Origin of the sequence: Paracoccus sp. J56, from assembly GCF_019633685.1 — a bacterium.
GTDB lineage: Bacteria > Pseudomonadota > Alphaproteobacteria > Rhodobacterales > Rhodobacteraceae > Paracoccus > Paracoccus kondratievae.
Genome location: NZ_JAFL01000013.1, coordinates 1 through 19297 on the forward strand (window position 1 = coordinate 1; position 19297 = coordinate 19297).

Annotated in this window: 20 protein-coding genes and 1 tRNA gene; 12 read left to right on the top strand and 9 right to left on the bottom strand. The window is 61.5% G+C overall.

Annotation, left to right across the window (positions count from 1 at the left end; genetic code table 11):
* Positions 1 to 11: 11 nt before the first annotated feature.
* The 7 genes from M511_RS19535 (at position 12) to M511_RS11030 (ending at position 5578) form a co-directional block, all read left to right on the top strand.
* Positions 12 to 731: a recombinase family protein gene (locus M511_RS19535; protein ID WP_085502257.1), complete on the top strand. Its 720-nt coding sequence runs from the start codon at positions 12 to 14 to the stop codon at positions 729 to 731.
* A 280-nt stretch (positions 732 to 1011) separates the two neighbouring features.
* Positions 1012 to 1563, top strand: coding sequence for a thioredoxin family protein (locus M511_RS11010; protein ID WP_085502211.1), 552 nt, complete (start codon positions 1012 to 1014; stop codon positions 1561 to 1563).
* On the top strand, positions 1564 to 2247 hold the full coding sequence (gph, locus tag M511_RS11015; protein ID WP_010399119.1) for a phosphoglycolate phosphatase: 684 nt from the start codon (positions 1564 to 1566) through the stop codon (positions 2245 to 2247).
* A gap of 108 nt (positions 2248 to 2355) precedes the next feature.
* On the top strand, positions 2356 to 2784 hold the full coding sequence (locus M511_RS11020) for a protein tyrosine phosphatase family protein (protein ID WP_010399121.1): 429 nt from the start codon (positions 2356 to 2358) through the stop codon (positions 2782 to 2784).
* A gap of 249 nt (positions 2785 to 3033) precedes the next feature.
* A complete protein-coding gene (gene typA / locus M511_RS11025; protein ID WP_010399124.1) occupies positions 3034 to 4854 on the top strand; it encodes a translational GTPase TypA in 1821 nt (606 codons plus the stop codon).
* Positions 4855 to 4943: 89 nt separating this feature from the next.
* Positions 4944 to 5129: a hypothetical protein gene (locus M511_RS19210; protein ID WP_240547608.1), complete on the top strand. Its 186-nt coding sequence runs from the start codon at positions 4944 to 4946 to the stop codon at positions 5127 to 5129.
* Positions 5126 to 5578, top strand: a complete 453-nt coding sequence (locus tag M511_RS11030; protein ID WP_240547609.1) for a hypothetical protein — start codon at positions 5126 to 5128, stop codon at positions 5576 to 5578. The genes M511_RS19210 and M511_RS11030 overlap by 4 nt, the downstream gene beginning before the upstream one ends.
* Positions 5579 to 5592: 14 nt before the next feature.
* On the opposite strand, the gene M511_RS11035 is transcribed toward M511_RS11030, so the two are convergent.
* The 5 genes from M511_RS11035 to M511_RS11055 form a co-directional block, all read right to left on the bottom strand.
* On the bottom strand, positions 5593 to 5916 hold the full coding sequence (locus M511_RS11035; RefSeq protein ID WP_010399129.1) for a 2Fe-2S iron-sulfur cluster-binding protein: 324 nt from the start codon (positions 5914 to 5916) through the stop codon (positions 5593 to 5595).
* 165 nt (positions 5917 to 6081) lie between these two features.
* On the bottom strand, positions 6082 to 7290 hold the full coding sequence (locus M511_RS11040; RefSeq protein WP_085502258.1) for a beta-ketoacyl-[acyl-carrier-protein] synthase family protein: 1209 nt from the start codon (positions 7288 to 7290) through the stop codon (positions 6082 to 6084).
* Positions 7291 to 7427: 137 nt separating this feature from the next.
* Positions 7428 to 7688, bottom strand: a complete 261-nt coding sequence (locus tag M511_RS11045; RefSeq protein WP_085502212.1) for an acyl carrier protein — start codon at positions 7686 to 7688, stop codon at positions 7428 to 7430.
* A gap of 47 nt (positions 7689 to 7735) precedes the next feature.
* The gene (lpxD, locus tag M511_RS11050) at positions 7736 to 8830 is read right to left on the bottom strand and encodes a UDP-3-O-(3-hydroxymyristoyl)glucosamine N-acyltransferase (protein WP_085502213.1); all 1095 of its coding nucleotides are present in this window, start codon (positions 8828 to 8830) and stop codon (positions 7736 to 7738) included.
* A 28-nt stretch (positions 8831 to 8858) separates the two neighbouring features.
* The gene (locus tag M511_RS11055; RefSeq protein WP_254901052.1) at positions 8859 to 10505 is read right to left on the bottom strand and encodes a L,D-transpeptidase family protein; all 1647 of its coding nucleotides are present in this window, start codon (positions 10503 to 10505) and stop codon (positions 8859 to 8861) included.
* A gap of 305 nt (positions 10506 to 10810) precedes the next feature.
* Here M511_RS11055 and M511_RS11060 point away from each other — a divergent pair, with 305 nt between their 5' ends.
* Positions 10811 to 11371 (top strand): peptidoglycan L,D-endopeptidase MepK, encoded by a 561-nt coding sequence (locus M511_RS11060; protein ID WP_010399140.1) that lies wholly within the window; start codon positions 10811 to 10813, stop codon positions 11369 to 11371.
* Positions 11372 to 11441: 70 nt separating this feature from the next.
* On the opposite strand, the gene M511_RS11065 is transcribed toward M511_RS11060, so the two are convergent.
* Positions 11442 to 12194, bottom strand: a complete 753-nt coding sequence (locus M511_RS11065; protein ID WP_085502215.1) for an SseB family protein — start codon at positions 12192 to 12194, stop codon at positions 11442 to 11444.
* Positions 12178 to 12795 (bottom strand): uracil-DNA glycosylase family protein, encoded by a 618-nt coding sequence (locus tag M511_RS11070; protein ID WP_010399144.1) that lies wholly within the window; start codon positions 12793 to 12795, stop codon positions 12178 to 12180. Before M511_RS11070 ends, M511_RS11065 begins: the two co-directional genes overlap by 17 nt.
* A 207-nt stretch (positions 12796 to 13002) precedes the next feature.
* Here M511_RS11070 and M511_RS11075 point away from each other — a divergent pair, with 207 nt between their 5' ends.
* From M511_RS11075 to kdsA, 3 genes are read left to right on the top strand one after another with little or no spacing between them, the layout of a single operon-like run.
* Positions 13003 to 13656, top strand: coding sequence for an ABC transporter ATP-binding protein (locus tag M511_RS11075; protein ID WP_010399146.1), 654 nt, complete (start codon positions 13003 to 13005; stop codon positions 13654 to 13656).
* Complete coding sequence (locus M511_RS11080; protein WP_085502216.1) at positions 13640 to 15385, top strand: KpsE/RkpR family capsule polysaccharide export protein; 1746 nt, start codon at positions 13640 to 13642, stop codon at positions 15383 to 15385. Before M511_RS11075 ends, M511_RS11080 begins: the two co-directional genes overlap by 17 nt.
* Positions 15382 to 16215 (top strand): 3-deoxy-8-phosphooctulonate synthase, encoded by an 834-nt coding sequence (gene kdsA, locus M511_RS11085; RefSeq protein ID WP_010399153.1) that lies wholly within the window; start codon positions 15382 to 15384, stop codon positions 16213 to 16215. Before M511_RS11080 ends, kdsA begins: the two co-directional genes overlap by 4 nt.
* Here kdsA and M511_RS11090 read toward each other — a convergent pair whose 3' ends face one another.
* The gene (locus tag M511_RS11090) at positions 16216 to 17445 is read right to left on the bottom strand and encodes a BaiN/RdsA family NAD(P)/FAD-dependent oxidoreductase (protein WP_085502217.1); all 1230 of its coding nucleotides are present in this window, start codon (positions 17443 to 17445) and stop codon (positions 16216 to 16218) included.
* Between the two features lie 95 nt (positions 17446 to 17540).
* On the opposite strand from M511_RS11090, the gene M511_RS11095 reads away from it, so the two are divergent.
* Positions 17541 to 17615: transfer RNA gene (locus tag M511_RS11095), tRNA-Gln, on the top strand.
* A gap of 325 nt (positions 17616 to 17940) precedes the next feature.
* On the opposite strand, the gene miaB is transcribed toward M511_RS11095, so the two are convergent.
* The gene (miaB, locus tag M511_RS11100; protein WP_085502218.1) at positions 17941 to 19281 is read right to left on the bottom strand and encodes a tRNA (N6-isopentenyl adenosine(37)-C2)-methylthiotransferase MiaB; all 1341 of its coding nucleotides are present in this window, start codon (positions 19279 to 19281) and stop codon (positions 17941 to 17943) included.
* Positions 19282 to 19297: the final 16 nt, after the last annotated feature.

Sequence of the window (19297 nt, forward strand, 5' to 3'; positions counted from 1 at the left end):
ATCGCCCGGGGCTGGAAAACGTGCTGAGAGCGCTGAAACCCGGCGATACGCTGGTGGTCTGGCGGCTCGACCGCCTTGGCCGGTCGCTGACCGATCTGGTGAAATTCGTCGAAGAGCTGGGCAGAAAAGGGTGCGAGTTCCGGTCGCTCAACGAATCCATCGACACCCGCACCTCGGGCGGGCGGCTGATCTTTCACATCATGGCCGCCTTTGCCGAGTTCGAGCGCAATCTGATCAGCGAGCGCACCCGCGCGGGCCTGGTGGCCGCCCGCCAGCGCGGCAGCCGGCTTGGCCGTCCGCGCATCGTGCTGACCGAGGCGGAAATCAACGAGGCACGGCGCGCCATCAAGGAAAAGCAGCAGACGTTGGACGAAATTGCCGCAGGTTATCAGATCTCATCCACCACCCTGAGGCGGCGGCTGGAGACGGCTCTGACCCGAGAGCGTGGCAAGGATCACATCTTGGCAAAACATGCGAACAGCCCACGTATGGCGAAAAGCCGGGCTGAAAATGAGAAAGATGGATGCCGCGACCTCGAAATGAGCAAGGGCGCTATGGCAGACACGCAGCAATCCTTCGATCTCTGCACGTCTTCAGAAGACAGCCGGCAGTTGCTTGCGGACGCGAGAAAAGGCCCCCGCCTGTGTCCGGGTGACAGGTGGAATCGGCCCGCAAAACTGGATACCGGACGGACAGAGAGGACAAAGCCATGTGCTCCTCCACCGTGCTGATCCCGTATCCCTTGGCGGTATCGGCTGCAACCGGCCACTGTTCGCAACAGCCCCGGCAATGGCCCGCATTACGGTCGATCGCAGGGACCGACCTGTGGCGGTTGTCAGTGCTGTTGCTGCCCCTTCATCCCCAATACACCGCCCGTACGAAGCTGCGGCAATAGGACGAACCGGGGACAAGCCGGGCAGCGCCCTTTCTTTCCCTGATGGCGCGGCATAGTCTGACCCGCGAATCCGCATGGGCGACAGCCCCGTCATCACCCACAAGAAAGGAGATCTCATGGCGGTCAGTCCTCCTGTCTGTGAATTTGGTGCCAAGGCGCCCGCCTTCACCCTGCCCGATCCCGATGGGCGCATGGTCTCATGGGCCGATATCGCGGGGCCGCGCGGGACGCTGGTGATGTTCATCTGCAATCACTGCCCCTATGTGCAGGCCGTCATCGACCGCATCCGGCGCGATGCAGCAGATCTGCAAAAACTGGGCGTCGGAGTCGTTGCGATCTCGGCGAATGATGTCAGCCAGTATCCCGAGGACTCACCCGGGAAGATGAAGGCGATGGCCAAGGAGCACGGCTTTACCTTCCCCTACCTCTATGACGAAAGTCAGGAGGTTGCGCGCGCTTATGGCGCTGAATGCACCCCTGATTTCTTCGGCTACAATGCGGCCGGAGAGCTGCAATATCGCGGCCGGCTCGATGCCTCGGGCCGCAATCCTGCGCCCCCCGACGTAAGGCGCGAACTTTTTGAGGCCATGGTGCAGATTGCAGAAACCGGTCAGGGCCCGCGCGAGCAGGTCGCCTCGATGGGCTGCTCGATCAAATGGAAGGTGTGAATGAACGTTTGTCTTGCCCCCCGCCCGGTTATCTTTGACCTCGACGGCACGCTGATCGACAGTGTTCCCGACATTCATGCCTGTGTGAACGCGGTCCTGCGCCTGCATGACATCCGGCCGCTGACACTGGATCAGGTGCGCGGCTTTGTCGGCGGCGGCGTCGATCTCCTCTGGCAAAAGATCTCGGGCGCGACGGGCTTGCCGCGCGAGGCGCATCGCGACCTCGTCGCCTCATTCATGACCCGCTATCACGGCGCAACCAACCTGACCCGGCTTTATCCCCATGTGACCGAGGCGCTGGGAGTGCTGGCTGATCGCGGCTATCCTTTGGGGATCTGCACCAACAAACCGCTTGGCCCCACACAAAAGGTGCTTGACCACTTTGGCATCGCCCAGCTTTTCCGCGTGGTGATTGGCGGCGACTCGCTGCCCCAGCGCAAACCCGACCCCGCACCGCTGCGCGCGGCATTCGCGGCGCTTGGTGCCGACTCCGAACAGCCACGCGGCGTCTATGTCGGCGACAGTGAATTCGACGAGGAATGCGCCCGCAATACCGGCGTTCCGTTCCTTTTGTTCACGCGCGGTTACCGCAAGACCCCGGTCGAGCAGATGACCCATCAGGCTGCCTTCGACGATTTCGCGACCCTGCCCCTGCTTGTCGAAGAGGCGGCCGCCATCGCCTGACATCCTGGTTCATGCGACGCTTGACAGTCGGGCGAAACAGGACGATCCGTCCTTCATGGCGCCTCGCGGCGCAACCATAGCCGCCCAATCGAAATCAGGGAGCCCCGCATGGACCTGCGTCAACTGACCCCCGATCTTGCCGTCTCGGCCCAGATCCAACCCGAGGATCTGCCCGCTCTGGCCGAGGCCGGGTTCCGTGTGCTGATCAACAACCGCCCCGACCAGGAAGTCGGACCGGACGAGGATCACGAGGCGATGCGTGCCGCAGCCGAGGCCGCAGGGCTTGCCTATCATTATAACCCCTTCGTTCCCGGCCAGATCACACCCGAAATGATCGCGGCACAGGCCGAGGCGCTGGCCACCCCCGGACCGAAACTTGCCTATTGTCGCTCGGGCAACCGCTCGACCGTCCTGTGGGCCCTGTCGCGCGCAGGCCAGGAACCAGTCGAGGATCTGCTGACCACGGCGGCCAAGGCGGGGTACGATATCTCGGGCATCCGGCCGCTGATCGAATCCCTCGCAAAACAAGAGGTCTAGGCGGCGACGGCCGGAACCTTTTTTACTTGCGGCGGGTTTTGTCAAAGACACCGTCCATCAACAGGATGGGGCATCTAACGGTCACCCAAGGGAGGGGAAACCGCCATGAACTCGATCATCTATCTTGTCGGCCTTGTCGTCGTGGTGCTGTTCATTCTCGGGCTTCTGGGACTGCGCTGACGTCGATTGGCGCTGGTGTTTTGCGGCACTCTGCGCTACCGGGGGCGCAAATTCTGACAAAGGCCCCCAATGGACATCCGCAATATCGCGATCATCGCCCACGTTGACCACGGCAAGACCACGCTGGTCGACCAGCTCCTGAAGCAGTCGGGCAGCTTCCGCGAAAATCAGGCCGTGGCCGAACGCGCGATGGACAGCAACGACATCGAGCGCGAGCGTGGCATCACCATCCTTGCCAAGGCCACTTCGGTCGAGTGGAAGGGCACGCGCATCAATATCGTCGACACCCCCGGTCACGCCGATTTCGGCGGCGAGGTCGAACGCATCCTCGGCATGGTTGACGGCGTCTGTCTGCTGGTCGACGCTGCCGAAGGCCCGATGCCGCAGACGAAATTCGTGACCTCCAAGGCGCTGGCGCTGGGGTTGCGGCCGATCGTCGTGCTGAACAAGGTCGACAAACCGGCCGCCGATCCTGACAAGGCGCTGGATGAGGTTTTTGACCTCTTCGCCAACCTCGGCGCAAGCGACGAACAACTCGACTTTCCGCATCTTTATGCCTCGGGCATCGGCGGTTGGGCGGATGAAGCCCTCGACGGGCCGCGCAAGGACATGTCGGCGCTGTTCGATCTCATCCTGCGTCATGTCCAGCCGCCCAAGCAGATCTCGCGCACGGACGAGCCGTTCCAGATGCTGGCGACGACGCTTGGCGCCGACCCGTTCATCGGCCGCATCCTGACCGGTCGGGTCGAGGCCGGCCGTGCACGTGCAGGCGACACTGTCAAGGCGCTGTCGCGCGACGGCCAGCGCATCGAACAGTTCCGCATTTCAAAGGTTCTGGCCTTCCGTGGCCTGACCCAGCAACCGATTGATGAGGCGGTCGCGGGCGATATCGTCACCATCGCCGGCATGTCCAAGGCAACCGTGGCAGACACGCTTTGCGCACCCGAGGTCGATGCCCCCCTGCCCGCCCAGCCGATCGACCCGCCGACGATCAGCGTCACCTTCGGCATCAACGACAGCCCGCTGGCTGGCCGCGATGGCAACAAGGTCCAGTCGCGCGTCATCCGCGAACGGCTGATGAAAGAGGCCGAATCAAACGTCGCAATCCGTGTCGAGGATACCCCGGGCGGCGAGGCTTTCATCGTCTCGGGCCGCGGCGAATTGCAGATGGGCGTTCTGATCGAAAACATGCGCCGCGAAGGGTTCGAGCTTTCGATCTCGCGCCCCCGCGTCATTTTCCAGGAAGAAGACGGCCAGCGGCTTGAACCGATCGAGGAAGTCATCATTGATGTTGATGACGACTACACCGGCGTCGTGATCGAAAAACTGACCGGCGACCGCAAGGGCGACATGGTCGACATGCGCCCGGCAGGCCATGGCAAGACCCGCATCGTCGCACATGTGCCGTCGCGCGGGCTTATCGGCTATCATGGCGAGTTCATGACCGACACGCGCGGCAATGGCGTACTGAACCGCATCTTCCACGGCTGGGCGCCATGGAAAGGCCCGATCCAGGGCCGCCGTCAGGGCGTGCTCGTCTCGATGGAGGACGGGGTCTCGGTCGCCTATGCGCTGTGGAACCTCGAAGAACGCGGCAAGCTCTTCATCGGCGCACAAGAACAGGTCTATCAGGGCATGGTCATCGGCGAGCATTCGCGCGACAACGACCTTGAGGTGAACCCGCTCAAGGGCAAAAAGCTCACGAACATCCGCGCCGCCGGCTCGGATGAGGCGGTGCGGCTGACGCCCCCCGTGCGGATGTCGCTCGAAGAGGCCATCGCCTATATCGACGACGACGAACTGGTTGAGGTCACGCCGAAAAGCATCCGTTTGCGCAAACGCTACCTCGATCCTCACGAGCGCAAGCGCCAGGCCCGCGCCGAAGGCTGAGAAAATAGTCTCCTGCAAAATCAGAATACAGGCTTCCGCAATAGCGGAAGTCTGTTAAGTTTCCAGATGCATGGCGTCAGGAGCAAACGATGGAACGCCCAGGCAACCTCTATCAAAAACTGATTTTTGCAGCACAGTCATTTCTTGAAGAAACCGGCCGCATGCCTGCCGATGCAGGCGAGCTGGCCCGACACATTGATATGGATGAGGGGGAGATCCTTGAGGTCTTTCCTCAGTTCAGGACCTGCACGAAGGTCTCGTCTACCACGCCGTGACACTGCTTAATGACCGGCAGAATCGCGACCTGGCAGACGCCAATATCACCGACCCAATCGAACAGCTGAACTGCTTTCTGCAGAGCTATCTTGACTGGGCCGACGAAAACCCGGTGTTTTTCGAGGTCATGGCCAGGGGGCTCAGCAGTCCGATCAAACCCGACGGCACGCTTCAACGTTACACCTTGTCGATGCGCGATCTCTGCCTACGCAAACTGCGCGAGGCACAGCAGCTCGGCATCCTGTCTGCGGATCTGGATATCGAAACCGCAGTGATGATGATGCACTACCTCGTCAAAGGCACAAACATGGTCTTTGCGACCCGCAGCATTGATCCATGGCTAAAATGTGACCCTCGCCCTTTCCGCGAACTGTCAGGGCACATCTTTTCCGAATTCATGCGCTACATGACCCAAGCCAACGCGCCGGCGAGTACCGAAAACGCGTAGGCCAAGGATCAATCTCAGATCTGGCGTTCGGGCAGGTTCACCACCAGCCCGTCCAGTTCAGGCGTCACCTTGATCTGGCAGGTCAGGCGCGAACGCACCGGATCAGGCTGCCAGGCAAAGTCAAGCATATCCTCTTCCATCGGATCCTTGGCCGGCAGGCGGTCTACCCATTCCGCTGCAACATAGACATGGCAGGTCGAACAGGCACAGGCCCCACCGCAATCCGCATCAATCCCCGGAACGCCATTGTCACGCGCTCCTTCCATGACTGTCATGCCGGGTTTGACGTCGATTTCATGGACGGTGCCGTTGTGCTCGATATAGGTGATCTTCGCCATGGGTGCCTTCCTTGGTTTTCCCTGCGCAAATAGGTCATCGCGCCAGCAGAGAAAAGCCCCAGATCGACGCACCCAGATGATTGAGCACAACCCCCGCTTCTTTCGTGCCCAAATATCCCGGGGGATGAGGAGCGGTAGCGACGAAGGGGGCAGAGCCCCCTTACCTCACGCCTTGCGCAGCGCAATCACCGCATTCAGCCCGCCAAAGGCAAAGGCATTCGACAACACCGCCTCAACCTTCGCCTCGCGCGCCTCGTTCGGAACCACATCCAGCGCACATTCCGGATCCGGCTCCTCATAGCCGATCGTCGGCGCGATCACCCCGTCGCGCAGCGCCATGATGCAGGCCAGCAGCTCGACCGCTCCCGTCCCGCCAATCAGATGACCATGCATCGACTTGGTCGACGAGATCATCAGCCGGTCGGCATGATGACCAAAAGCATGGGCAACCGCCGCGCATTCGGTCTTGTCATTGGCAGCAGTGCCGGTGCCGTGGGCATTGATATAGCCGATCTCGTCGGGCCGTATATGCGCATCCAGCATTGCACCGGCAATGGTACGCTGCGCACCGATAGCCGAGGGCATGACGATGTCCTGCGCATCGGCCGACATAGCAAAACCCACCACTTCGGCAAGGATATCAGCACCACGCGCAACCGCGTGTTCCCAATCCTCAAAAACGAATATCCCGGCGCCTTCGCCCTGCACCATACCGTTGCGGGTGGCCGAAAAGGGCCGGCAGGCGTCCTTGGACATCACGCGCAGACCTTCCCAGGCCTTGACGCCGCCAAAGCACAGCATCGCCTCGGACCCGCCGGTCAGCATCACCGTCGCCGCACCCGAGCGCACCATGTTAAAGGCAAGCCCCATCGCGTGGTTCGAGCTGGCACAGGCAGTCGCAACAGTAAAGCTGGGCCCCAGCAGCCCGTACTCCATGCTCAGATGCGAACATGCCGCATTGTTCATCAGCTTGGGGACGACAAAGGGGTGAACGCGGTTCTTACCCTCTTCGTAAACGGTGCGGTAATTTTCGTCCCAGGTGTTCATGCCGCCCGCCGCGGTACCAAGAACCACGCCAGATTGCGTGCCCAGCTCACCCTCGAAAATCAGGCCGGACTGCGCCACCGCCTCACGCGCGGCCAGCAGCGTGAACTGGGTGAACTTATCGTAAAGAACGATCTGCTGACGGTTGAAATAGGTCTCTGGCTCCCAGTCGCGGACCTGACCGCCGATGCGGATCGCCAGCCGCTCGACATCGCGGAACTCCAACGGGCCGATGCCGCAGCGCCCTTCCCGCATAGCCTCAAGCGTTGAGGGCACGTCGCGTCCCAGCGCATTGATGGTGCCCATGCCCGTGATCGCAACGCGGCGCATCCCATTGGCATGGCGGCCCATGATGACGCGGCCCAACATGGCACGCGCCAGCTTGGTGGCGGTCTTGACCTTTCCCTTGACCTTACCGGCCTTGCGTTCGGACTTGGGCTGCTTTTCGCCCTTGATCTTTTTGGCGCTCATGCCTTTTCGGCAACCAGTTTTTCCACGGCGCCGATGATGGCGCCAAGGCTGGAAATGTCGAAGTCCGACTTTTCGGGTTCATTGGCGTTAAAAGGCACCGAGATGTCGAAGGCTTCCTCGATAGCAAAGATGGATTCGACCAGCCCAAGACTGTCGATACCGATTTCCTCCGGCGACATTTCAGGCTTCAGCTCGGACGGGTCCAGCATCGCCTGTTCTGCGATGATCTGGATGATGCGCTCGCGGATTTCTGTCATCTCGGCCTCCGTTCTGTCCCGGTCAGGGACGATTACCTGCGGAAATGCTATCCCGCGCCGCCCTTGTCGAGCAGTTTCTTAACAGTTTCACGAAGCTCGGCCACTTGCGCATAGAGTCGCGGCAAACGGCGGATGTTCTTTTGCGCCTCAACATGGGTTTCCATCTTTACCGCGGGACTGCCCAGCAGCACGCGACCGGCGGGGGCGTTGGTAAAGATCTTGGTCGCTCCGCCCGCAATCACATCGTCACCGACAAAGATATTGTCCGAGACACCGACCTGCCCGCCCAAGACCACGCGGTTGCCGATCCGGGCCGAGCCCGCGATACCGACAAGGCCGCATAGCAGGCAATCCTCGCCCACGATGCAGTTATGGCCGATCTGGACAAGGTTATCGATCTTGGTGCCGCGCCCGACACGGGTCGCGCGGATAGTGCCGCGATCCACGGTCGAATTGGCCCCGATCTCGACATCATCGCCGATCTCGACCCCGCCCAGAGAATGAATGCGGGTCCAGTGCTGCTGGCGAATCTCGTTTCTCGCGCCAAGGGTCTCGCGGATTTCCTCCACCCCCGATTTCTCGGGCGTGACAAAGGAGAACCCGTCTCCGCCCAGCGAAACGCCAGGGTTCAGGATCACCCGGTCGCCAAGGGTGACACCATGGGCAATACGCACACCGGGATGAATCAACACATCGCGGCCGATCACCGTATCGGCCCCGATCGAAACATGAGACGCGATGCGTGCCCCAGCGCCGATCCGCGCACGTGGGCCAATCACCACAAAGGGTCCGATGGCCGCGCCTTCGCCCAGTTCGGCGGTCGGGTCGATCACCGCAGTGGGATGGATGCCGGGTGCGATCCCCGGACCGGGGTCAAAGGCGCGGGTCAGCCCGGCCATGGCAAGGCGCGGTCGCGCGACCAGAATCGCTGCGCGCAGACCCAGCGCCTCGGGGTCCGAGCTGTCGGCCAAAAGCGCCATGCCACCGGGGGCAAGCTTTGCGGCATAAGCCTCGGTCGTGGCAAGCGCGATCTGATCTTCACGCGCCTGCCCGGCCTCGGCCGCTCCACGGACGATCAGGCTTCCATCACCCCACAGGCGGGCATCAAGGGCGCGGGCCAGTTCCGAGATGGTCAGTGTCATGCGGAGACTCCCCCTTGGTTGGGTTCATCTATTCATCCATGGCAGCAGAATCCAGCCCGGCCTTGACCAGCGCCGCATGGATCAGCGCATCACGGCCATAGATGTCGGGGAAACGATGGATCTGCCCGGTTTCATCCGGGAAAGCGGTGAAATAGACCAGATGCACAGGCAACGGAGGCCTGATGTTCAGATAGGTCTCGCGCCCTGAACGCAGCGCCTTGTCAAAGACCGCCGCCGGATCGGCGACCTGTCCGCGCAGCAGTTCATGTGCAAGATCAATCGGCCGTCCGACACGGATGCAGCCATGCGAATAGGCCCGGCTCGACTGATTGAAAAGATGCCGGGTCGGGGTGTCGTGCAGGTAAATGTTCCACGGGTTGGGGAACATGAACTTGACCTGACCCAAGGCATTGTCGTCGCTGGGCTTTTGCCGCATGCGATAGGGAAAGGTCTTGGCGGTGTATTGACGGAAATCGATGCGGTCGCGCGGGATCACGTTCCCCGCCCCGTCCACCACATCAAGATGGCTGACCGCGTTACGATTCGCCTGCAACCGGGGCAGATACTCTTTGACGGTGATCGAGCGCGGAACGTTCCAGCGCGGATTGACCACCATATATTTCATCGTCTCGGTGAATTCGGGCGTCTCGAAATCAGGCTTGGCTTTGCCGATTACGACGCGGGTCTCAAAGATCTCTTGCCCGGCCTCATAGATGCGGGCGTTGAATTCGGGCAGGTTTACCCAAACGTGGCGGGCATTGAGGTCATGGCCGTACATCCAGCGCATCCGCTCAAGCGCGGCCAGGATCGGGGCCGCCTCGGCCCCCGGGCCACGGTTGATCCGCGCTACGGTCCGCGGGCCGGCCACCCCGTCAGCCGGCAAACCGGCCGCCTGCTGAAAACCGGCGACGGCTTGCGCCAAAGGGGCATCAAAGGTCAGCGGGCTGCCGGCTGGCGCAGCCGCAAATCCGACCGAAGCCAGACGCACCCGCAAGGCGGCAATGGCCGGGTCGCTCATCCCCTCGCGCCACAGTCCTTCGGGCACCTGCGGCGCATCAGAAGGGGCGACCAGCCGCGATTGCTTCGCCAACGCCTTGCGCAGCGCCTCGTAACGGGGGTCTTGCGAAGGCAATGCGGCCAGCATCGCCGCCGGATCGGCGCTGGTCGCAAACTCACGCAGCAGATCGCCCGGGCGCGGACGCAGAACCTCACGCTTGATTCCCGGCTCAACCCTGGCCGGATCAAGGATACCGCCGGTGATGTCGTGGCTCCAATCGGCAAAGACACGGGCAAAGCGGATCTCTTCCTCAGCGGTATCAACCCCCTCACGGTCCAGCTGCCGCAAGAGCTGCGCCCGATAGCGCGAAGGCGGCAATCCGTGCGAGGCAGCCTCGTCAATAGCCGCGATCAGGGCCGCGCGGCGTACAGCGCCCTCCGGCCCCGAAAACAGCGGTTTCAACCCGTTCGTCCCATAGAAATCGGCCAGCCCCGGATAGGCAGCCGCCTGCCGGGCAAGCAGCATCTCTTGTTCCGAGAAGGTCAGCCGCGGCGCGGGCAACGCTGCTACGGGTGCGGTTTCCAGCGCCTGGGCAATCGCAAGACGGGGCACAGCCGTCAGAACAGCACCCAGAACGGTCGCGACAACCGTTGCGCGAATCAATCCGGAGAGACGCACCCGACACATCCTTTCCCTAGTGTTGGAAATCTTCGCACCAGCCTGTTTTACGGTCCAGCGAGCCGCGACGTTTTCCCTGATCAATGATGCAGCGCAAGCACAGCCATGCAGAAACGTGGAATCGGGTTCCATCGGGACTTTCATTCGGCGGATTCTTGCCGAGAATGGCAAGTATCCGCCGCGCCCTGAATCAAACGCTTCCCTCGGGTCGCGCGCTGGTGACATATTCTTCACAGGTTCCGGCTAAACCGGGGCAGCCGTTCAAACAGGCGGCAAAACAACGAAAGCAGGACAGGCGATCTGACATGACGTTTGAATCTATCTCGCGTCGGGGCATCCTAGGTGTCTTCGCGGCGACGACGGTGGCAGCAGCGCCGGTTATGGCCAATGCCTTCGGACTTTTGCGTGGCGCTGGCGACATCCGCCGCATCCGCATGTACTCGGGGCGTACGGGCGAAAGCCTCGACACGGTCTATTGGGTCGATGGCAAGTATATCCGGGACGCTCTCAATGAAATCAATATCTTCATGCGCGACTGGCGGACCGGTCAGGTGATCGGAATCGACCCGCGCACAGTTGATATCGCTGCAGCCTCGCACCGTCTGCTGCAAACCAACGAACCCTACATGATGTTGTCGGGCTACCGCTCGCCCAAGACCAATGCGATGCTGCGTTCGCGTTCGTCCGGCGTTGCCCGGAACTCGCTGCATATGGTCGGCAAGGCTGCAGACCTGCGGCTGAAATCGCGTTCGGTTTCCCAAATGTACAAGGCTGCTTCTGCCTGCCAGGCAGGTGGGGTTGGCAAATACTCGCGCTCAAACTTTGTCCACATGGACTGCGGCCCGATCCGCCATTGGGGCGCCTGACTCGCATCAGATCAACTTGCAGTGATCTTGCTAAGACCCGCCCCTTGGGGCGGGTTTTCGCTTTTACCCCCTACCGCAAACGAGGCGGGGCAGCAGGATCGCGTCGCGCCGGTTCAGGCGCAGGCGGGGGTGACGGCGGCTCAATAACCAACGCGCCCGCCGGATAATCACCTTCAGAAAACCCGATATCAACGCCACCCGGCAGCTCTGGCAGAAAGGCCAGCAGTTCGGCCAGCGCCTTGGCCACAGCAGCTTCATGAGCCGAATCAACCCCACGCAAAATCAATGCGTGGCGCTGTCCATCGCCATCCCATTCGGCCGAAACCAGGGCGAGCTGCCCGACCAGCCCCGACATATCGCCCAGCCGCTGAGCCAAGGGCTCGGCCAAAAGCGCGACCGCTTCTGGTGTCGGCGCCCCCAAAGCACGCGCCGCCTCGGTCGTTGCTATGCTCGGCCGCGCCTGAAGTGCCTGCACCAGCCAGCCCAGCACCCCGGCATCAAGCATCAATTGCGAGGGATGGCCGGGATTGACCAAAAGCCCCCGCCCCTCTTCGGCCAGTGCACCGGCGAGTATCCGACCCGGCAATGCAACATAGGCAACCGGGGCGCCAATGAACCCTGCCAGCCGCTCTTCCTGATCACAGGCCAGTGCAAAGCGGCCCTCGGGCAGATCATAGATCTGCAGTTCGACATTATCCCCCACCGGCTCGGCCACCAGTGCCGCGAACAGTTCGGTGTCGGCAAGACGCGACAGGATACGGGCGCGCGCGGGGGCGTCGGCCTCGTGAAAGGGGACCTGGCAAAGCTCATCCAGCGGGGTCATCAGAACCTCTCAACAGCTTGGCAACGGCGGCGCGCAGCTCGGGCAACAGCTCGGCCTCAAACCAGGAATTGCGCCGCAACCAGCCGGTATTGCGCCAGGACGGATGAGGCAAGGGAAAGATCTGCGGCGCATGATCGCGCCAGGCAGCAACAGTCCGGGTTACCCCCTGTCTCGCAGCAGCGCCCAGATGCCAGCACTGCGCGTGACCTCCGACAAGCAGAGTGAGCCGCGGACGCAGCTCAGTCATCACCTGCTTGCGCCATGTTTGCGCACATAGCGGCGGCGGCGGCAGGTCAGCCCCCCTGGCGTCATAGCCGGGAAAGCAAAACGCCATGGGCACGATGGCAATGCGGCTGCGGTCATAGAACTCGGCCTCAGAAACACCCATCCAGTCACGCAACCGATCACCCGAGCGATCTGCAAAGGGCCGCCCGGCCAGATGTACGCGCATCCCTGGTGCCTGACCGACCACAAGAAGCCGCGCCCCCGGCTGAAACCACACCACGGGCCGCGGGCTGTGCCGCGTCGCCGTTGCCGCAAAACGCGGCGCACATAGACGGCAGGCGGAAATTTCGCGGACAAGACCGGTCAGTTTCGACATGATTGGCACATAGAGAGCCAGGGGCAGCCAGAAAAGGGGGGAGCGTTCACTATATCTCAACCCTTGATCGCCATGGTGGACAGCGCAATTACCCGGACATATTGTGCCGACCGCGGCAGCCGGGCCGTTCAGGCTCGGTCAGAGACAGTGTATATAGTAGCTATTGTAAACCTGCACTGAGGCAGGCGAAGGGATCAGGCCGGCCAGATGATCGAATTCGATAACGTTTCCAAGTCGTTCTGGACTGGAACCCAGCGCAAGGTGATCCTTGACCGCGCCTCGTTCCGGATCGAGCTTGGCAAGTCTATGGGGATTCTGGCCCCGAATGGCACCGGGAAAACCACGATCATCAATATGATGTGCGGGCTGGAAAAACCTGATGAGGGCACGATTCGTTCGGATTGTCGCGTTTCATTTCCGCTGGGCTTCATGGGCGGGATCACATCAAGCCTGACAGCGACCGAAAACGCCCGCTTTATTGCCCGCATTTACGGGCTCGACCCTGACTATGTCGAAGCCTTCTGCCGCTGGCTTACCGATGTCGGCGAATATTTCGACATGCCGGTCGGCACCTATAGCGCCGGTATGCGCGCGCGCTTTACATTCTCACTGATGTTGGCGCTGGAATTTGATATCTACCTGATCGACGAGGGGATGCCCGCAACAACAGACCCGGAGTTCAACCGCAAAGCCGGATCGGTGCTATACGAACGCCTGAAATCCGCCACCGTCGTGGTCGTCTCGCACCAGGCGGAAACCATCGAGAAGTTCTGCAGTTCAGCTTCCGTCCTGCGCGACGGCAAGCTTTATCACTTTGAAACCCTCGAAGAGGCAAGGCAATATTATGACTACACCGCCTAAGGCGCGCGCCTATCGCATCAACCGCGAAGAATCGGTTCTGGCGACCGGCACGGCCTCGCGCGCAGTCGAAACGGCTCGCAAGGTACAGGTGCAGGTTCACAAGCACAATCCGCCCCCCGCGTCCGGAAAGGCGCCGGAGCAACTCTTCAGCACCAACGAGGATGGGTTTGGCGACATGCGCTTTCCCGGTGCGGAGCCGAAACCGGCCAAAGCCGTCGAGCGCCCGCCGGACGCCTTGACAGAAGAGCAGATCGCCGGAGTGCGGGCAGAAAACCTGACCGACCGCCAGCTGCGCATGGCCCGCCGCATCGCTGCCATGCACGAGATCGAGGTTCAGTCGGACTACGAGGCCGTCGTGCGTCTGCGCGAACGCGGCATCGACCCCTTTCACCGCGCCTCGGTTGGCAAACTGCTGTCCGAAGAGGGCGCGCGGCTGCAAGGCCCGGGCCATCCGGACAGGAAAGGCGGCTCCAATATGCCGGTCCCCGCCCCGAACGGCGGACGCCGCCGCGGGACCGAAATCGTTCCGGTACCACCCGGCGGACCCCAGCTTCCTTCCCGCGAGGCGATGACCGAGGATCGCCGCGCCGCCGAGATCCTGCGGATCCAGCAGGACATCGCCCGCCGTCGCCGGCGCAAGCTGATCATGCTGTTCCTGCGCCTAGCGGCTTTCGTCGGCCTGCCGACGCTGATCGCGGGGATCTACTATTTTACCATCGCAACGCCGCTGTACTCCACGATATCGCAGTTCCAGATCCAGCAGGCCGAAAAGGCCGGATCCAGTGGTGTAGGGGGGCTGTTTGGCGGCTCGATGCTTGGCAACAACACCGATTCAGTCTCGGTGCAAAGCTATCTGACCTCACGCGATGCCATGTTGCGGCTGGACAAGGATCTGGGCTTCAAGCGCGCTTTCCAGGCTCCTGAGATCGACCCGATCCTGCGTCTGCCCCCTGATGCGACGAACGAGCAGGCCTACAAACTGTATAAAAGCCTGGTAAGAATCGGCTACGACCCCACCGAGGGCGTGATCAACATGGAGGTGATCGCCCCCAATGCGAACCTCAGCCAGGAATTTTCTATGGCCCTGATAAAATATGCCGAGGGTCAGGTAGACCAGATGACCGCCCGTCTACGCTCTGATCAGATGAAGGGCTCGATCGAAAGCTATGAGGACGCCGAAGCGAAGGTGCAGCAGGCGCAGCGCCGCGTTCAGGAATTGCAGCAAAAGCTGGGTGTACTTGATCCCGCGGCCGAGGGTTCGGTGATCATGAACCGGATTGCTGAACTTGAACGCCAGATCTCCGGGAAAAAGCTTGAGCTGGGGCAGTTGCTGTCCAACGAGCAACCCAACCAAAGCCGTGTTGCGGGGGTCAGGGGCGATATCAGCCGGCTTGAAGAGATGTTGGCCGAGACGCGCGATCAGCTGACCGAGGGCGATGACGCCCGCGGTTCTTTGGCTGCGATTTCGGGTGAAATCCGCATCGCAGAATCTGATCTGCTTACCCGGCAGGAACTGCTGGCCACCGCCGCTGCACAGATGGAAGCTGCGCGGGTCGAAGCGAACAAGCAGGTGCGTTATCTTTCCCTTTCGGTCGCACCGGTCCCCCCGGACGAGGCGACCTATCCTAAAGCACTTCAAAATACGATCGTGGCGCTCCTGATCTTTTCGGGAATTTACCTGATGCTTTCGCTGACGGCCTCGATCCTTCGCGAACAGGTATCTTCATGAAACATGTCCAGGCTGGAAACGTCACCTTTGGAAACGATCTGCCGCTGGTGTTGATTGCTGGCCCCTGCCAGCTTGAAACTCTGGATCATGCCCTGATGATTGCTGAAACCATGGCAGAGGCATGCCGCAAGGCTGGTGCGGGGTTCATCTTCAAGGCCAGCTATGACAAGGCCAACCGCACCTCTCTGAAGGGCCGGCGTGGCATTGGCATTCAAGAGGGGCTGCGCATGCTGGAAGAGGTGCGCAGCCGCATCGGCTGTCCGGTCCTGACCGATGTTCATGATATCGAGCAGGCGCAAACAGCCGGGACCGTGGTCGATGTGATCCAGATTCCGGCATTCCTGTCGCGACAGACCGATCTGCTGCTGGCAGCGGGAGAGACGGGGGCAGTGGTAAATATCAAGAAAGGCCAGTTTCTTGCCCCTTGGGACATGCCCAATGTCGCCGAAAAGGTCGCCTCTACCGGCAATGAGCGAATCCTGTTGACCGAACGCGGCGTCAGCTTTGGTTACAACACTCTGGTCGCCGATATGCGCAGTCTGCCGATCATGGCGCGCACCGGCTGGCCGGTGATCATGGACGCTACCCATTCGGTGCAGCAGCCCGGCGGCCAAGGCGGAGCGTCGGGCGGACAGCGCGAGTTTGCCCCCGTTATGGCCCGTGCCGCAGTGGCCATCGGCGTTGCCGGCGTCTTTATCGAAACGCATCAGGACCCGGACAACGCGCCCTCTGACGGACCGAATATGATCCGGCTTGAGCGGATGCCGGCGTTGATCGAATCTCTGATACGCTTTGACGCGCTGGCAAAGTCCGATCCGGTGATGGAGTAATCAGCTGGCGGCCACTACTTTGGCCGCCGCAATCGCCTTGCCTGCAGCATGAGCCGAGGCCCATGCCCATTGGAAATTATAGCCACCAAGCCAGCCGGTTACATCCACTACCTCTCCAATGAAATAGAGGCCCGGGATTGATTTCACCTGCATGGTCCGGGAATCAAGCGCCCGGGTATCGACACCGCCGACGGTAACCTCGGCGGTGCGCCAGCCCTCTGAACCGACCGGGCGCAGCGTCCAGCGATTGACCCGCGCTGCCAGCCGGTCAAGCACAGCATTGTTTTGATCAGCAAGGCGCGCACCATCTGATCCGGTCTCAGCGGCAATTGCATCAGCCAGCCGGGCCGGTAACCAGCGCGCCAGCGCAGTTGCTACAGCGACGCGCCCGCTCTCACCACGAAGCGCGCGCAGCTCAGCAGCCAGATCGGTGTCTGGAGCCAGATCGACTATGATCTGCTCTCCCGCCCGCCAAAAATTCGAGATCTGCAGAATCGCCGGCCCCGACAGGCCACGATGGGTGAAAAGCAGCCCATCGCGGAACCGGCTGCGACTGCGGCCTGCCCCATGGCTGACCTCGGCCGACACCGACAGCCCGGCCAGAGGGCGGCAGAGATCCAGATCCTGCTGAGCAAAGGTCAGAGGCACCAGCCCTGCCCTCGGCTCGATCAGCGACAGCCCAAAGCGCGTGGCGATGTCATAGCCAATGCCGGTCGCGCCCATCTTCGGGATGGATTTCCCTCCCGTCGCCACAACCACCTGCTGTGCAGTAATCACACCTTGCGAGGTCGCTATCCTGAAGCCGCCCTCCGGTTCCGGTTCGACCCCCTCTGCCGTGATCCCAAGCCGTAGCTCAGCCCCGCGCATACGATGAAGCAGCAGATCGATGATCTGCCGGGCGCTGCCGTCGCAAAACAGCTGCCCGAGGGTCTTTTCGTGCCAGGCAATTCCCGCCCGGTCAACCAGCGCGACAAAGTCGGCAGGCCTGAAACCCGCCAGCGCAGAGGCGGCAAAGCGCGGGTTGGCCGAGACAAAGCGATCCGGCGCTGTAGCAAGGTTGGTAAAATTGCATCGCCCGCCGCCCGAGATGCGAATCTTTTCCCCCGGTGCACGGGCATGATCTAGGATCAGGACCCGGCCCGCCCGCTCACTCAGCAGCTCAAGAATCGTACCGGCACAGAAAAGACCTGCGGCGCCGGCGCCCAGAATGACGGTGTCGACCTGTTCCATGCGCGGCGCATAGAATGTCTGTCAGCTATCCACAAGATTTTTCCTTTTTGCCTCTTGCACCCCTCGGACAGCTTGGCTAGATACCCCCACACAGTTGGGGCGTGGCCAAGTGGTAAGGCAACGGTTTTTGGTACCGTGTACCGTAGGTTCGAATCCTACCGCCCCAGCCAAAAACTTCCTCTGAAATTTCAGTAGCTTACCGTCACAGCGGTTGCCTTTAGGTGTTGCACGTTTCCGAACCTCAAGCCCGTAACGAATGACAAAGAAGCGTTTCTCTTTGTTAGCAAGACGGGACCGCAAGCACCCCTCGGCAGGGTACGGCAGCGCCGAAACTGCTGGCCGATAGCGCCAGTAACATTCGATCTGCAGGGCCAAGAACCTATCCAGATCGCCCCCCCACAAAGCGCAGAGAGGGCCTGCACGGTTGCTCGGCCCTGAAACTAAAAAGCCCGCCATTCACAGGCGGGCTTTGTGTTTGCGAGCCTACAGACTGCTTCAGGCAGCCAGTTCGCCAGCCAACGAGTTCGGGGCGCTGTAGGTGATGCGCACCCGGACCAGATCGCCAACCCTGGCCTCAGGCGCCTCGACAAAGACCGCATGAAGATAGTCGGACTTGCCGACCATCTGTCCCGGATTGCGGCCCGGTTTTTCGAACAGGACACCCAGTTCGCGCCCGACCATGCTTTCCTGAGCCGCACGCTGCTGGCTTGTCAGCAGGGTCTGCAACTCTTGCAATCGCGCATCGGCAACCGCGTCGTCAATGCAAGGCCGTTCATAGGCCGGTGTACCGGGGCGTGGGGAATATTTGAAACTGAAAGCCGTGCCGAAATTCACCTCGCGCACAAGCGCCAGCGTGTCACGATGGTCCTGATCAGTCTCTCCCGGAAAGCCGACGATAAAATCGCTGGTCAGCATGATGTCAGGACGGGCGTTGCGGATACGCTCGACCAGACGCAGGTACTGGTCCACGGTATGCCGCCGGTTCATCGCCTTCAGAATGCTGTTCGAACCAGATTGCACCGGCAGATGCAGATAAGGCATCAGCTTTGGCTCATCCCGATGCGCCTCGATCAGGTCATCAGCCATGTCATTGGGATGGCTGGTGGTATAGCGGATGCGGTCCAGCCCCTCGATCTCGGCAATGGCGCGGATCAGGCGGCCAAAACCCCATTCGCGGCCCTCGGGCCCCTCGCCATGCCAACCGTTGACGTTTTGCCCCAACAGCGTGATCTCGCGCACACCACGAGAGACCAGATCGCGCGCTTCGGCCAGAATGCGCGAGACGGGACGCGAGACCTCGGCCCCGCGGGTATAGGGCACCACGCAGAAGGCGCAGAACTTGTCGCAACCCTCTTGCACGGTCAGGAAGGCCGCGGGGGCGCGGCGGGTTGCGGCAGCAGGTTTGGGCAGATGCTCAAATTTGTCCTCTGCCGGGAATTCGGTATCGACGCCCCGCCCGGCACGAGCCATTGCCGGCAAGCGGTGATAGGCCTGCGGTCCGACCACCAGGTCAACGATGGGCATACGGCGCTGGATCTCTTCGCCCTCGGCCTGCGCGACGCATCCCGCGACGCCGATCTTCAGATCAGGCTTTTCCAGTTTGAGCGGTTTAAGCCGGCCAAGATCGGAATATAGCTTTTCTGCCGCTTTTTCACGGATATGGCAGGTGTTCAGCAAAACCATATCAGCTTCGGCCTGGTTCTCGGTCAGGACGTAGCCCTCGGCGCCCATGGCCTCGGCCATGCGCTGGCTGTCATAGACGTTCATCTGGCAGCCATAGGTCTTGATGAAAAGTTTCTTCACCACCGGAGCGGTCTTGCTGGCTTCGTCACTCATGCCGTGCTGTCCTTGA